Origin of the sequence: Micromonospora carbonacea, from assembly GCF_014205165.1 — a bacterium.
Lineage (GTDB): Bacteria > Actinomycetota > Actinomycetes > Mycobacteriales > Micromonosporaceae > Micromonospora > Micromonospora carbonacea.
In genome coordinates this window covers 3,702,433-3,716,936 of sequence record NZ_JACHMZ010000001.1, presented here as the reverse complement: position 1 = coordinate 3,716,936, position 14,504 = coordinate 3,702,433, and the positions used below count along the sequence as shown (strand labels likewise).

The window sequence follows — 14,504 nt, the reverse complement described above, 5'->3', positions numbered from 1 at the left end:
GGTGCGATCGACCCCTAGCCAGTGGTGGCGAAATGGGCCGGTCCCACTCGGCTGTCCGGCCCATCCGCGTGCTCGGAGGGCGCTGACTATGCTTCACCGATCATGATGTCGATCATGACGCAGTCGGTGACTGGTTGATCACACATCGGCTGCTGGTGCGCACCGCGCCGGCGCAGCGCTGACCACAAGCCAGCCGCTAGCTGACCGGCCCAGCCCGGATCCGTCCGGCCGGTGCGCGCGGCACGCCCGACTCTCGCGGCCGAGCGGCCTCATCAGGACCGGTGCGCCATGCCTCACCCGCCACGTGCTCCGCAGCTCGCGGCCGGGGCGCACCGGGCTTCTCGCCACACCCCGAGGCCCCCCGCGGGGGGCCGGCACGTCAGGAGATCCAATGGATGGGCCTATCCAAGTACAGGTGTTCGCGCACGACGGGGTGGTCCTGGCCCGGCCGCCCAGCCCGGTGGAGACCGCCGGCAGCCGCTATCTGACCAGCGCGGGCGCGGGCCTGCACAACGGGCTGGACATGGTCACCGGCCTGCACCTGACCCTGCCGCACCAGTCGGCGGTCATCTGCAGCAGCGGCGCCAGCGCCGACAAGTCGCTGCGCCTGCTCAGCCGGTGCGGCCTCAAGACGCCGAGCGACCTGCGGGAGTATCGCTCCGGCGAGCAGGCGGTGCGGCTGGCCCGGGAGGCCGCCGGCCGGGGCGAGCTGCTGGAGTTCCAGTTTCCCCCGCAGGACCCGCAGTTGCGGGCCGCGCCGGCCCGGGTCGCCCCGGACCTGCTGGCCCGCCTCAACAACAAGACGGTCCTGGAGAGCCTGATCGCACCGGACCACCTGCCGCGCCGGCAGGTGGCCACCCCCGCCGAGGTGCGGCAGATCGTCCGGGCCGACCGCCGGCCGGCGGTGCTCAAGCCGGCCGGCACCGAGGTCTACAGCGGGATCGCGATCTTCACCCGGAGGTTGCAGGACCGGCTGAACCGGTCGCTGTTCAACCAGCTGGAACAGGTGAGCGACAGGTGGATCGTCGAGGAGGAGGTTCCCTTCCGGACGGTCTGGGGCCTCCAGTTCGGCGTGACGGAGAGCGGTTCGGTCGAGTACTTCGGTGCGTCCGTGCACCTGCCGCAGCCCACCTCGACGTGGGTCGGGTGTGTGCTCGACGACGACCGACCGCCGGCCGAGCTGGTCGAAGCGCTGACGGCAGGGGTCCGAAAGGCCAGCGCCCTCGGATACCGGGGGTACTGCTCGTTCGACGCCGGGGTCGGCCGAAACGGCGAGCTACGGGTCATCGACCCGAACTTCCGGGTCAGCGCCGCCACCACGTCGGTGCTGCACCGCAGCTCCCTGCTGGGCCAGCATCCGTGCGCCATGACCACCTTCTTCACGCTCGCGCCGGGCCTGGACGCCGAGCCGCTCCTCGCCCCGTTCATCGACCGCGGGGAACTCGTCGTGTTCATGCACTACGACCCGGCGGAGACGGACAACGGCCCGCACCCGGCGACGGTCCTCGGCATGGTGGGCGCGGCCGACCGCTACGCCTGCGGCGTCCTGATCTCCCGGATCCAGCGTGCCCTGACCAGCTGACACCCCCGAGGCCGCACGCATCGACCATGGAGGTGGCGGCGACTGGGGAGTCGCCTCAGCCGCCGCCACCGGGGGAGATGCGGCGCTGCGCCCGCGCCTCGAAGCTCGTGGGGCGATGCCGAGGGCCCGCGCGTACTCCGGGCGGGCGGGTTGGTCGAACACGTTCATGAAGTCGTGGGAGGCGCCCATCCCCGGCATTCCCGCGTCGGGGCGGGCAGGCACACCGTGAACGTCGCGCCGCGACCCGGCCTGCCCTGCGCGTCGATCGTGCCGTGGTGACTGGTGACCACCTCCCGCAGCAGGGCCAGCCCCAGCCCGAAGCGGCGGTCGCCTGCGCCCGCACCCCGGTGGAACCGGTCGAACAGACGCCGCGCGTCGGCCTGGTCGAAGCCGTCCCCGGTGTCCGCGACTGTCAGTTCGGCGCGGCCCTCGACGGCGCGCAGGGTCACGGCGATCCGGCCTCCGGCGGGGGTGTGGGCCAGCGCGTTGGCGAGCAACTCCCCGACGACCCGGCGCAGCGCCGACTCGACGCCTGGCACCGGCAGCGGCTCGCCGGGCGCGTCCAGCGTGAGCGCGACCTGGCGCTCGGCGGCGCGGTCGGCCTCGGCGGCGACCGCCGCGCCGACCAGCGCGGTGAGGTCGACCGGGGGTTTCGGCGGCTGGCCGGCGGGGGCTGCGGCGAGTTGGGCCGAGAGCAGCAGGTCGTCCACGATCTCGCCGAGGCGGCGGGTGGTGCCGACCAGTCGCTCCAGGTCGTCCGGGCTCACACCGGTGCCGCCGGCACGCGCCCGCCGGGCCAGCACCTGGGCGCGGGTGTACACCTGCGCGATCGGGGTGCGTAGCTCGTGGCTGGCGTCGGCGACGAAGCGGCGCTGGCGGGCCAGCGCCTCCACCAGCGGCGCGACGGCCCGGCGGCTGACGAGCAGGCCGGCCAGCGCGGCGGCGAGCACCCCGACGGCCGCCGCGAGGCTGAACGCGAGCAGCAGGTGCCGGCGGTCGGCCAACTGGAAACGCGCGTCGAACACCGCCTGCACGACCCGGTCGCTCCGGGCGGCGGTGCGGACGTGGTAGACCGTCCCGTCGCGGGTGACGGTGGTGGTCTCGGCGGTCCGGGTCGCCGCCACGGTCTCCAGCGCGTCGTGCAGCGGGAAGCCGGGCGGCGGCGGGTCGAGTCCGGTGTCCACGGTCGTGCCGTCGTACTCGAAGATCCAGCTACAGGCGGGCGGGCCGCCGATCGTGCCGTACCGCGTGCCCCATTCGAGTTCGCGCTGGATCTGGGCCTCCTGGCGGCGGACCAACGCCTCGTAGGAGATGCCGCCGCCGAGGACCAGCAGGGCCCCGAAGACCACACCGACCAGCACGGCGATGCGCAGCCGGGCCTGCCGGACGACAGCCCGCTCGGCCGGGTCCACCTACAGCCTGCCCAGGCGGTAGCCGAGCCCGTGCAACGTGCGGACCACTGGGCGGCCGAGCTTGCGCCGCAGGTAGTAGACGTAGGTGTCCACGATCGACGCGGCGGTGGCCTCGGGGAAGACCTGTCGGCGCAGCTCACCCCGCGAATGCACGGTGCTCGGCCGGGCCGCCAGCACCCGCAGCAGCTCGAACTCGCGGGTGGACAGCGCCACCCGGGTGCCGTCGGCCAGCACCGCCTGGCGCAATGCCAGGTCGAGCCGCCCGCCGCCGACGCGCAGCACCTCGGTGCACCCGGAGGCGCGCCGGCACAGCGCCCGGATCCGCGCGCTCAGCTCGTCCAGGTCGAACGGCTTGACCAGGTAGTCGTCGGCGCCCGCGTCCAGCCCGGCGATCCGGTCGTCGACCGTGGCGAGCGCGGTGAGGATCAGCGTCCGCGCCGGCACCGCCCGCGAGCGCAGCCGGGCGACCAAGTCGAGCCCGTCGAGTGCCGGCAGCAGCCGGTCGATGACCATGACGTCGTACGGGCGGGTCAGCCCGAGATGCAGGCCGCGCTGGCCGTCCTGGGCGCGGTCGACGACGTAGCCCTCGTTGACCAGCGTCTCGGTGAGCAACTCCGTCAGATCCGCGTCATCCTCGACCAGCAGCAGCCGGTTCGGTTCTCCCCCGCGCATCCCTCAACAATTCATAGGCGTCCGTCGATAAATCCGTGACTATTGTCTCCTCAACTATTGCCAACCCGCCAGGGCCTGCGTGGGTGCAGTGGTGACCGTCCTCGCCTCCCGCCGCTCGATCCAGCTCAGCAGCGGCGTCGTCATCAGCGTGGTGACCAGCGCGACCAGCACCAGCACCGTGAACAGCGACCCGTTCACGATGCCCGCCTCCAGCCCGACGTTGAGCGCGATGAGCTGCATCAGGCCCCGGGCGTTCATCAGCGCGCCGACCCGCAGCGCCACCCCCTGCGGCTCGCCGCGGAGCCGGGCTGCCGCCCAGCAGGCGCCGAACTTGCCGACGACGGCCGCCGTCACGCAGGCCAGCGCGAACAGCAGCACCGGCGGGCTGCCGAGCAGCCCGAACTCCGTGCGCAGGCCCGAGTAGGTGAAGAACAACGGCAGGAAGACCGTTGCGGCGACCGGGGTCAGCGTGTCCACCACCCGGTCGGTGTTGGCGGTGCGGGGCATGACCACGCCGACCGCGAACGCCCCGAACACCGCGTACAGCCCGATCTCGTCGGTGTACCAGGCCACCAGGAAGAGCAGGACGACCATGCCGAGCAGTCGGGCCCGGTCGTCGAGGCCCCGGGCGGTCATCAGCGCGGCGGTCGTGCGGCGGCCGGCGAGCCAGAGCACCAGCCCGAAGAGGACCGCGCCCCCGGCGGTGACGATTGCCGGGCCGGACCGGCCGGAGGCGAAGGCCAGCACCACGGCGAGCATGATCCAGGCGACCATGTCGTCGATCGCGCCGCTGGCCAGGGAGAGGGTGCCGTGCCGGGTGGCCGCCTGGCCGCGTTCGGTGATGATCCGGGCCAGCATCGGGAAGGCGGTGATGGCCAGCGCGACGCCGACGAACGCCGCCGAGACCCCGAGCGAGGTCCCCTCGGCCCGGATCGGCACGGCCCTGGAGGTCGCCAGGACCAGCAGGACGCCCAGCACGAGCGGCGCGGCGACCCCGGCCAGCGACACCGCGCCGGCCGTGCCGGCGAGGCCGGTGACGCGGTGCGCGCCGAAGGCGTACCCGGCCTGGAACATGAACAGCACCAGCCCGACCTGGCCGACCACGTAGAGGACGGGGAGCAGGGGAGCCGGGAACAGGGCGTCCTGCACGTCCGGCAGGAGCAGCCCGAGCAGCGAGGGGCCGAGCAGCACCCCGGCGAGCATCTCGCTGACCACGGCGGGCTGGCCCGCCCTGCCGAGCAGCCAGGCCACCCCCTTGCAGAAGAGCAGGATCACCGCGACCGCGATGAAGAACCGCGGTGCCAGCTCCGTGGGGGTCATCGGACCGCCTCCTCGAAGTAGTTGCCGCACAGGCGCTGTCGACGGGCGTCGACGACCATCCAGGTGCCGAGCACCAGTTGCCGGACGCTGCGGCCCACATTGGCCCAGCGGTCCCGCCACCGCATCGCGCCCAGCCGCAGCCGGCCCGGCCCGGGGGCCCCGGCCGGCGTCAGGTACGCCGGGCCCCGGCTGGGCAGCGACCGGGTGTGCGCGACCGAGGACGCCAGGGCGTACCGGCGCAGCACCTCGCGGGTCGCGGCGCGCAGCATCACCGGCGCGACCCCACGCGCCGGGCAGGCCCGGTTCGCGGTGATCCCGTACGGGATGAAGTGGGCGTCGCGGCGCGTGAGGGACAGCCACCGCTGCGGGGCGAAGCTGTCGTCGGCGGCGGCACCGGCGCGCTGGAACGCCAGGTAGTTGAACAGCAGCACCGACCCGGCGGGCAGCGACACCCCGGGCAGGGCGATCGGCGCGGACGTGATCCGGTGCGCCACCCCGAACAGCGGATACAGCCGCAGCGTCTCGTCGACCACCCGGTCCAGCGCCGCGTCGTCGTCGAGGTCCCGCTGGGCGTCGGGGTGGGTGGCGAGGGCCAGCAGCACGTGCGCCATCGCCTCGGACATCTGCACGACGGCCGTGGTGCAGAAGGCGCCGTGGATGTACCAGGCCGTCTCCTGCGCGGAGAACGGCGGCGGCAGCGTCACCGGGCAGGTCCCCGTGTCGATGCGCCCCCGCAGGTACCGGGTCAACCGGTCGCGCCGGTCCATGTGCCGCAGGCTCGTGCACTTCAGCGAGCTGGCCACGTCGTCGGCGTTGGCGACGATCAGCGCCCGCGCGTCGGGCGGGCACGCCTCGCCGAAGACCAGCTCGTAGAAGACCTCGGCCCACACCGGCATCATCAGGTCGCGCAGCCGCACCTGACTGGTCCGGCCGGGCGGCAGCTCGTCCAGCACCCGCCGGGTGGCGGCGGTCGCCAGTTCGTCCGCGCGCTGCGGACGTACCGCCAGCACCCGCCGGGTCGTGGCGGCCACCGTGCGGTAGCGCTCGCCGGGCTCCAGGTGCTCCTGGTGCATGTGCGGCCCGGGGGCCAGCCAGTACCAGAACAGGTCCGACAGCCCGGCCCCCCGGCTGCGCCCGTCGGCCGCCGGGTCCCCGTACACCCGGGTGAAGTGTTCGACGCCGACGGTGGGGCCGGGCACCGGGATGCCCTCCGCGCCGTTGACCCGGGCGAAGACCCACTCCCGCAGCCGCACCACCGCCGGGGGCAGCCAGCGCGGCAGGGTCCAGCCCGCGCCGAGCGCGACGAGGGCGACCGCGACGACCGGGGCGGTCATGCCCCCACCACCGTGGCGACGGGGCCGCAGCCGGCGACGAGATCCGGGCCGGCGACGAGGTCCGGGCCGGCGACGAGGTCCGGGCCGAGGTCGGCCGGTCGGGCCGCGCCGGCCAGGGCCAGCGCCCGGTCCAGGTCGGCACGCAGCAGGTCCAGCACGTGCCGCACCCCGGCCGCCCCGCCCACGGCCAGCCCCCACAGCACCGGCCGCCCCACCAGCACGGCGGTCGCGCCGAGCGCCAGCGCCACCAGCACGTCCGTGCCCCGCCGGACGCCGCCGTCGACCAGCACCGGCAGCCGCCCCCCGACGGCCGCGACGATCCCGGGCAACGCGTCCAGGGTGGCCAGCGCGCCGTCGAGCTGCCGGCCGCCGTGGTTGGAGACCAGCAGGCCGTCGACGCCGTGCGCGACGGCCAGCCGGGCGTCGGCCGGGTGCAGCACCCCCTTGAGCAGGATCGGCAGCGACGTGATGCCGCGTAGCCACGCGATCCGCTCCCAGCCCAGCCCGGCGTCCATCTCGATGCTGCGCACCCGACCGTCCGTGTCGCGCATGTTCTCGCAGGCCAGCCCGGGTGGCAGCTCGACGAAGCCGTGCCGCAGGTCGCGCTCGCGCCGGCCGAACACGGGCGAGTCGACCGTGACGACCAGGGCCCGGCAGCCGGCCGCCTCGGCCCGTCGCACCACGGCGGCGGTGAACTCCAGGTCCGGCTGCGGGTAGAGCTGGAACCAGAGCCGCCCGCCCGCCGCGGCGATCTCCTCGACTCCCCGGGTGGCCGCCATGCTGACCACCATCACCGTGCCGGCCTCGGCGGCGGCCCGCGCGGTGGCCACCTCGCCGTCGGGGTGGGCCAGCCGGTGGAACGCGGTCGGCGCGACCAGCACCGGCATCGAGACCGGCTCGCCGAGCAGACAGATGCGCAGGTCGCGCTCGCCCGTACCGCGCAGGACCCGGGGCACGACCCACCGCCGCGTGTACGCCGCCTCGTTGGCCCGGACCGTGCGTTCCCCGCCGGCCCCGCCGGCGAAGAAGTCCCAGTGCGCCGGCTCCAGCCGACGCCGCGCCTCGGCCGCCACGTCGGCCAGGTTCAGCCCGGCCTCGTCCAGCGTGAGCATCTCAGCCCTCGACGTCGCTCAGGCAGCGGTCCACGAACGCGACCAGCGGCGTCACGTGCACGTCCGGCCGGTCCCAGCGGTTCTCCAGGTTCTCCGCCAGGTGGTGGGTGGCCACCACCCGCCCGTCGCGGTGGTGGCGGACCACCGGATGCAGGTACGCGGCGTCGTGCGCCTGCCCGACGACGTCCTGCGCCACCCGGTTGACCGTGATGTCGAACGGGTCCACCTGGTCGTGGTCCGGCCCGTACTCCAGGGTGACGACGAAGGCGTGCCCGTAGTCGTGGTCGGGGGTGCGCAGCCCCTCCTCGGCGAAGTAGTCGACCGGCACCTCCTCGTGGTAGCGGGCGTCCGGGCCGGCCACGGTGACCACGTCGGCGAGGACGCCGAACTGCTGCCACAGCGCCGAGGTGCGGTTGACCCGGGCGACGACGGCGTCGGCGATCGACTTCGGCGTGGCGTCCAGCTTCTCCGCCGGCCACGGCGTGTCCCCGTACCGCCGCTCTAGGATCTTGTGCAGCGCCCGTACGGCGTAGCGGAAGCCGTGGATGAAACCGTTGGTGGAGCGCTTGAAGTCGCGTTCCTGGGAGAGCGTGCCGGCGAAGTACAGGCCGGGAACGTCCACCGACTCCCACGCCGCAGTCTGCGCCGGGAAGCGACCCTTGACGGCCAGCGCCGGGCGGCAGGTGTCGTCGAAGATCGACGCGTCGAAGGCGAAGCCGGTGCAGGCGAGCACCCGGTCGTAGCGCAGCTCCTTGACGACCTCGTTCGCCCGCGAGAACGAGAACGTCACCGTGAACCCGGTGCCGTCGCGCTCGATGCGCCGCACGTCGCCGTCGAGGATCGCGTTGGCCGACTTGAGCTGGTACGTGTCGAGGAAGTTGTTGTTCACCGCCCGCAGGTGCCCCACGTAGTGGGTGCGCCACGCCATCCGCACCGAGCTGGGCCCGGCGACGTGGATCAGCGTGGTCGTCTCCATCAGGTTCTCCGCCGTCTCGAACGCGGAGTTGCCCTTGCCGATGATCAGCACCCGCTGGTCGAGGTAGTCACGCGGGTCGACGGGCATGTCCGCGTACCGCTCGGCCAGCTCCAGCCCCGGGATCGGCGGCTCGTACGGCTTCGACACGCCGGTGGCGACGACCAGCCGCCGCGCCCGGAACGTCTCCCCGGCCGTGCGGGCCTCGAAGACCCCGTCCACCCGGCCCACCGACGTCACCCGCGCGCCGTAGCGCACCCGCGCCCCGGTCTTCGCGGCGAAGTCCGCCAGGTAGCGGACCATCACGTCGGCGTGCGGGAAGTACCGCTCGGTGTAGCCGGTGAACCGGAGCGTCGGGTCGTCGCTGAGCAGCGAGTTCCAGTCCAGCCGCAGGTTCAGCTCCGGGTCGTCGGAGCCGGTGTGCGGCTTGTTGATGGAGATGAGCTGCCGGTGGCGGGGGAAGGTGGCGAAGAAGGCGCCGGGGGAGTCCGCGCCCTCCAGCACCAGGTAGTCGCGCCTTCCGTCGGCCTCCAGCAGGGCGGCCAACTGGAGGCCGGCCGGCCCGGCCCCGATGATCAGGTAATCAAGCGTCACGGCGGTCACCCCAGGGAAGAGAAGTCACGAGCGTTTCGACGACATCGGCGGCGCGTTGCACGTCGCCGTCCAGCGGCCGGTCCGGGTCCACCGGCGGTACGGCCTCCGCCAGCGCCGCCAGCACCTCGGCGCACCCGGGCGCGGAAGGCGTGCGCGCGCCCACGTACGCGGCCTGGCGTAGCCCCACCGCGAGCGACCCGACGATCAGGTGCAGCAACCGCGCCTGGTCCAGCGCCCGCAGCGCGGCCTGGGTGCCCAGCGGGACGACGTCCTGGTTGTGCAGGTTGGTCGGCAAACTCTGCATGCTCGCCGGCATCGTGTCCCGGCGGATCTCGGCGATCAGCGCGGTCGACGCCAACTGCACCCCCTGCAACCCGTGCTGCTGCCCCGGCCCGGCGGCGAGCATCGGCGGCAGCCCACCGTTGCGGTTCGGGTCGACGAGCAGGTCGAGCTGCCGCTCGGCGAGGTTGCCGACCTGCGCCACGACCATCGACAGCAGGTCGGCGGCGAACGCCGCCGGCTGCCCGAAGAAGTTGCCCCCGTGCACGACGGCGTCGTCGTCGGGGAAGAACAGCGGGTTGTCGCTGACGCTGCCCAGGTCGGCGGCGACGACGGCGCCGACGTGGCGCAGCGCGTCCTCGGCCGCGCCGAGCAGCTGCGGCGCGCAGCGGATGCTGTACGGCTCCTGCAGCGGGCGCTTGCCCGACGCCACGATCCCGTCGCCGACGCGCCGCATGGCCGCGCCCACGTCGATCGCCCCCGGGTGCCCGTACGCGTTCAGCAGCCGGGCGTCGAGGAACTGTGGATCGCAGCCGAGCAGGTCGGCCAGCAGGGTGGTGAGCACCTGCACCGCCCGGTGCGACGCGCGCACCGACCACAGTGCCAGCGCGGTCGCCGCCGTAGTCAGCGACGTGCCGTTGACCAGGGCGAGGGCATCCCGACCGTCCAGCGGCAGCGGCTCCAGGCCCGCCTGCGCAAGCGCCTGCGCCGCCGGCAGCCGCACCCCGTCCACGTAGGCGTGCCCCCGGCCCCGCAACGCCTGCGCCGCCGCGCCCAGCGGGATCAGGTCCCCGCTGGCCCCCACCGAGCCGAGGCGCGGCACTGCCGGCACGAACGTGGTCGCCAGCATCGCCGCGAGGGCGTCGACGACGTGCGGGGAGACCCCCGACACGCCCCGCGCCAGCGACCAGGCCCGCAGCAGCAGCGTCGCCCGGACCACCTCCGGCGCGAGGTCGGGGCCCTGTCCCGCGCCGAGGTGGGCGAGGGTGTTGTCGGCCTGGTCGCGCAGGTCGGCCCGACCCGCGTACCCGACGAGCGCGCCGAAGCCGGTGGTGCTGCCGTACACCGCGCGGTCGTCGCCGAGCACCTCGGACAGGAAGCTGCGGGCGGTCGTGACCCGGTCGCGGACCTGCGGCGAGACCACGACCCGGACCGGATCGCGGGCGGCGCGCAGGTCGGCGATCCGCAGCGGGGCGGCGATATCTACCTCTGTGGTCATGCGACCGCACCCTAGAGACGGATTCTCAGAACGCTCTGAGATCGGGCGATTACGTTTCGCCGCATGACGCTCGACTACCTGATCATCGGAGCCGGGCCGGCGGGGCTCCAGCTCGCCGCCCTGCTGGAGCGCGACGGCCGCGACCACCTGGTGCTGGAGGCCGGCCCGGGGCCGGGCACGTTCTTCGCCACCTACCCCCGCCACCGGCAGCTCATCTCGATCAACAAGGTCTGGACCGGCTCCGACGACCCCGAGTTCAACCTGCGCGCCGACTGGAACTCGCTGCTCACCGACGACCAGGCGCTGCTGTTTCGCCACTACAGCCGGCGCTACTTCCCCCACGCCGACGACCTCGTGCGCTACCTCGTCGACTTCGCCCGGGGCCTGCGGATCCGCTACGACACCCGCGTCACCCGCATCGCCCGCGACGGGGAGCTGTTCACCGTCGACGTCGCCGGCGGCGACACTCTGGCCGCCCGCCGGGTCGTCGTCGCCACCGGCGTCTCCCAGCTCCACGTCCCGCCGATCGCGGGCGCCGACCTCGCCGAGCGGTACGACACCGTCAGCGTCGACCCCGACGACTTCGCCAACCAGCGGGTGCTCATCGTCGGCAAGGGCAACTCGGCCTTCGAGACCGCCGACGCCCTCGTCGAGACCGCCGCCGTCATCCACGTCGCCGGCCCGCACTCGATCAAGCTGGCGTGGCAGTCGCACTACGTGGGGCACCTGCGCGCGGTCAACAACAACTTCCTCGACACGTACCAGCTCAAGTCGCAGAACGCGGTGCTCGACGGCACGATCGAGCGGATCGCCCGCCGGGACGACGGCGGCTACCGCATCGACTTCCGCTACGCCCGCTCCGTCGAGGCGATCCGGCAGATCGACTACGACCGGGTGATCCTGTGCACCGGCTTCCGGTTCGACGCGAGCATCTTCGACCCGTCGGCCCGGCCGCGCCTGGTCATCAACGACCGCTTCCCCGAGCAGACCCCGGCGTACGAGTCGGTGAACGTGCCCGGCCTGTACTTCGCCGGCACCCTCACCCAGCAGCGCGACTTCAAGCGCTCCACCAGCGGCTTCATCCACGGCTTCCGGTACGGCACGCGCGCCCTGCACCGCATCCTCAACGCCCGCCACCACGACGTTCCGTGGCCGTCCGCTCCGCTCGACGCCACCCCCGAGGCGATCACCGACGCGATCATCGCCCGCATCAACCGCACCTCCGCGCTGTGGCAGCAGTTCGCCGTGCTCGGCGACGTCGTCACCGTCGACGGCGACACCGCCCGCTACCACGAGGAGGTGCCCGTCGCCTACCTGAGCGACGGCGGCCTCGGCCCCGATCCGTTCGCCTTCGTGGTCACCCTGGAGTACGGCCCGGACCACGACCAGGTCGACCCCTTCGACGTCACGATCCCCCGGATCGCCGAGAACGACGCCGAGCACGCCCACGACGCCAGCTACCTGCACCCCGTCGTACGGGTCCACCGGGGCGGCCGGGTCGTCGCCACGCACCACATGGCAGAGAACCTGGAGAACCACTGGAACCTGCCCGCCGTGCACCAGCAGCCGCTCGTGCACTTCGTCAAGGGCGTCCTGTCCGATGCCGACTGATCCGACATCCGCTGATCCGGCCCGGGCCCGGGCTTGGGCTTGGCCGGCGCCGGCCGAGGTCTGGCCGCAGCCCCTCCTGGACCTGCTCGCCACCGGCGGCGACCGGCCCGTCTTCGCCGACGGCGACCGCATCGTCACCGCCGCCGAGATGTCCGCGCTGGTCCGCCGCGTCGCCGCCGGGCTGCGCGCCGCCGGGGTCGGCCCCGGCACCGGGCTGGCGCTGCGCCTCGGCGTCACCCCGGAGGCCTTCGCGGCCACCGTCGCCGCCTTCGCCGTCGGTGCCCGCGTCTCCGGCGTCCGCCCCGGGCTGACCCCGGCGCAGCAGGCCCACCTGCTCGGCAGCGCCCCCGGGCCGCTCGTCGACGACGCCCGCCTCGCCCAGCTCGTCGACACCGGCGACGACGGCCGTCCGCTGGTCGCCGCCGGCCGACCGGGCGACGTCGCCCGGATCATCTGGACCAGCGGCAGCACCGGCAACCCCAAGGGCTGCGCCCAGACGTACGCGGCGATGAGCGCAGCCTGGTCCCCGTACCCGGACCGCTGGCCCCCGGCGATCGCCGACCTCGCCTCCCGTCTGGACCGCTACCTCGTCTTCGGTTCCCTGAGCAGCCAGGTGATGCTGGAGTACGGCATCCTCGCCCTCACCGCGGGCGGCACCCTCGTCGCCGCCCGCCCCCCCGGCTTTCCCGGCATGATCACCCGGCACCGGGCGACCGCCAGCGTCATCACCGTCGGCAAGCTGCACCAGCTCGTCCAGGCCCAGCGCGCCGACCCGACCGACCTGAGCAGCCTGCGGGCCCTCGTGGTGTCCGGCTCCCCGCTGACTCCGAGCCGCCTCGCCGAGGCCCTCGACGTGCTCGGCCCGGTGGTCTTCCACGGCTACGGACAGACCGAAACCGGCATGATCACGATGGTGACGCCGGCCGAGATGCTGGCCACCCCGACCGCGCTGGCCTCGGTCGGTCGCCCGCCCGCCGTCACCGACCTGTCCATCCGCGACGCCCACGGCCGCCCCGCCGCCGAGGGTGAGCTGTTCGTGCGGACCCCGGCGCAGGCCACCGCCTACTGGGCGGACCCGGCCGAGACCGCCGACGTCTTCACCGACGGCTGGGTCCGCACCCGCGACCTGGCCCGCCTCGACGACGACGGCTACCTGCACCTGCTCGGCCGGGCGCGGGACGTCGTCATCGTCAACGCCAACCTGGTCCACGCCGGCCCGATCGAACGGGTCCTCGCCGCCGACCCCGACGTCGCCGAGGCGTACGTCGTCGGCCGCCCCGACGACGTCACCGGGGAGGCGGTGCACGCGTACGTGGTGCCGGCCGCCGGCCGCACCCCGGACGTCGCCCGCCTGCGCGCCCGCGTGGCGCAGGCGCTGGGCGAGGCCGCGACCCCGAAGACGATCCAGCCGATCGACCGGGTCCCGCTGGCGCCCAGCGGCAAGCCGGACAAGCGCGCGCTGACGTCGACCGGCCCGCACGGGTGAGGCCCTCCCCGCCGCCCCCTCCGGATCGAGCACGATCTTGTCCGAAGCATCCGCCGGGCGGGGGTGCGATCGGGGTGCGGGTGCCGGGCGGTCAGGGGCGTGGGGCCGGTACGCGCCGGGCGGCCGGCACCACCAGCGGCGAGCCCGTCTCCGGGTCGTCGATGACCCGGCAGGGCAGCCCGAACACCCGCTCGACCAGGTCGGCGGTGACGATCTCCCGGGGCGGGCCGGCGGCGACCACCTGCCCGTCGCGCATGGCGATGAGGTGGCTGGCGTACCGGGCGGCCTGGTTGAGGTCGTGCAGCACCGCGACGAGGGTGCGCCCCTGCTCCTCGTGCAGCGTCGCGCACAGGTCGAGCACCTCGATCTGGTGGGCGATGTCGAGGAACGTGGTGGGCTCGTCGAGCAGCAGCAGCTCGGTCTGCTGGGCGAGGGCCATGGCGATCCACACCCGTTGCCGCTGCCCGCCGGACAGCTCGTCGACGAGGCGGTCGGCGAGGTCGGCGACGCCGGTGGCGGCCATCGACTCGTCGACGATCCGCTCGTCGTCGCGGGACCACTGGCGCAGCAGCCCCTGGTGTGGGTAGCGGCCCCGGGCCACCAGCTCGGCGACGGTGATGCCGTCGGGTGCGGTGGAGCTCTGGGGGAGCAGGCCGAGGGTGCGGGCGACGCGGCGGGCCGGCTGGGCGTGGATGTCCCGCCCGTCGAGCAGCACGGTGCCGGCGGTGGGCTTGAGCATCCGCGCGAGGGCCCGCAGCAGCGTGGACTTGCCGCACGCGTTCGGGCCGATGACCACGGTGAACGACCGGTCGGGGACGGTCACGTCGAGCTGCCGGGCGATGGTCCGCTTGTCGTACGCGAGGGTCAGCCCGTCGCCGCTGAGCCGGGGGGTGCCGGGCCGCATGGGCGG

Annotated in this window: 11 protein-coding genes; 3 read left to right on the top strand and 8 right to left on the bottom strand. The window is 74.0% G+C overall.

All coding sequences use genetic code 11. The annotated features are described in order from the left end of the window. The first annotated feature begins 415 nt into the window (after window positions 1-415). Window positions 416-1,582 carry an ATP-grasp domain-containing protein gene (locus tag HDA31_RS15900; RefSeq protein WP_246384599.1) on the top strand — a complete coding sequence of 389 codons (1,167 nt, stop codon included), beginning with the start codon at window positions 416-418 and terminating at the stop codon, window positions 1,580-1,582. A 164-nt stretch (window positions 1,583-1,746) separates the two neighbouring features. Here the strand turns inward: HDA31_RS15900 and HDA31_RS15895 are convergent, their stop codons facing one another. The 7 genes from HDA31_RS15895 to HDA31_RS15865 are packed head-to-tail and all read right to left on the bottom strand — an operon-like array spanning window position 1,747 to window position 10,497. Further along, window positions 1,747-2,994 (bottom strand): sensor histidine kinase, encoded by a 1,248-nt coding sequence (locus tag HDA31_RS15895; protein WP_178064609.1) that lies wholly within the window; start codon window positions 2,992-2,994, stop codon window positions 1,747-1,749. Beyond that, window positions 2,995-3,666, bottom strand: coding sequence for a response regulator transcription factor (locus HDA31_RS15890; protein WP_178064610.1), 672 nt, complete (start codon window positions 3,664-3,666; stop codon window positions 2,995-2,997). Window positions 3,667-3,720: 54 nt separating this feature from the next. Beyond that, window positions 3,721-4,986, bottom strand: coding sequence for a cation:proton antiporter (locus HDA31_RS15885; protein ID WP_178064611.1), 1,266 nt, complete (start codon window positions 4,984-4,986; stop codon window positions 3,721-3,723). Beyond that, window positions 4,983-6,320, bottom strand: coding sequence for a cytochrome P450 (locus HDA31_RS15880; protein ID WP_178064612.1), 1,338 nt, complete (start codon window positions 6,318-6,320; stop codon window positions 4,983-4,985). The genes HDA31_RS15885 and HDA31_RS15880 overlap by 4 nt, the downstream gene beginning before the upstream one ends. Next, window positions 6,317-7,432: an alpha-hydroxy acid oxidase gene (locus HDA31_RS15875; RefSeq protein ID WP_178064613.1), complete on the bottom strand. Its 1,116-nt coding sequence runs from the start codon at window positions 7,430-7,432 to the stop codon at window positions 6,317-6,319. Before HDA31_RS15875 ends, HDA31_RS15880 begins: the two co-directional genes overlap by 4 nt. Window position 7,433: 1 nt before the next feature. Further along, entirely contained in the window at window positions 7,434-8,999 is a 1,566-nt protein-coding gene (locus HDA31_RS15870; protein WP_178064614.1) for an NAD(P)-binding domain-containing protein, read from the bottom strand. Beyond that, window positions 8,989-10,497, bottom strand: a complete 1,509-nt coding sequence (locus HDA31_RS15865; protein ID WP_178064615.1) for an aromatic amino acid ammonia-lyase — start codon at window positions 10,495-10,497, stop codon at window positions 8,989-8,991. The genes HDA31_RS15870 and HDA31_RS15865 overlap by 11 nt, the downstream gene beginning before the upstream one ends. Before the next feature lie 63 nt (window positions 10,498-10,560). Between HDA31_RS15865 and HDA31_RS15860 the strand changes: the two genes are divergently transcribed. Together HDA31_RS15860 and HDA31_RS15855 are read left to right on the top strand one after the other, a co-directional pair. Further along, entirely contained in the window at window positions 10,561-12,108 is a 1,548-nt protein-coding gene (locus HDA31_RS15860; RefSeq protein WP_178064616.1) for an NAD(P)-binding domain-containing protein, read from the top strand. Next, entirely contained in the window at window positions 12,098-13,594 is a 1,497-nt protein-coding gene (locus HDA31_RS15855; protein WP_178064617.1) for a class I adenylate-forming enzyme family protein, read from the top strand. The genes HDA31_RS15860 and HDA31_RS15855 overlap by 11 nt, the downstream gene beginning before the upstream one ends. Window positions 13,595-13,685: 91 nt before the next feature. On the opposite strand, the gene HDA31_RS15850 is transcribed toward HDA31_RS15855, so the two are convergent. After that, window positions 13,686-14,498: an ABC transporter ATP-binding protein gene (locus HDA31_RS15850; RefSeq protein ID WP_178064618.1), complete on the bottom strand. Its 813-nt coding sequence runs from the start codon at window positions 14,496-14,498 to the stop codon at window positions 13,686-13,688. Window positions 14,499-14,504: the final 6 nt, after the last annotated feature.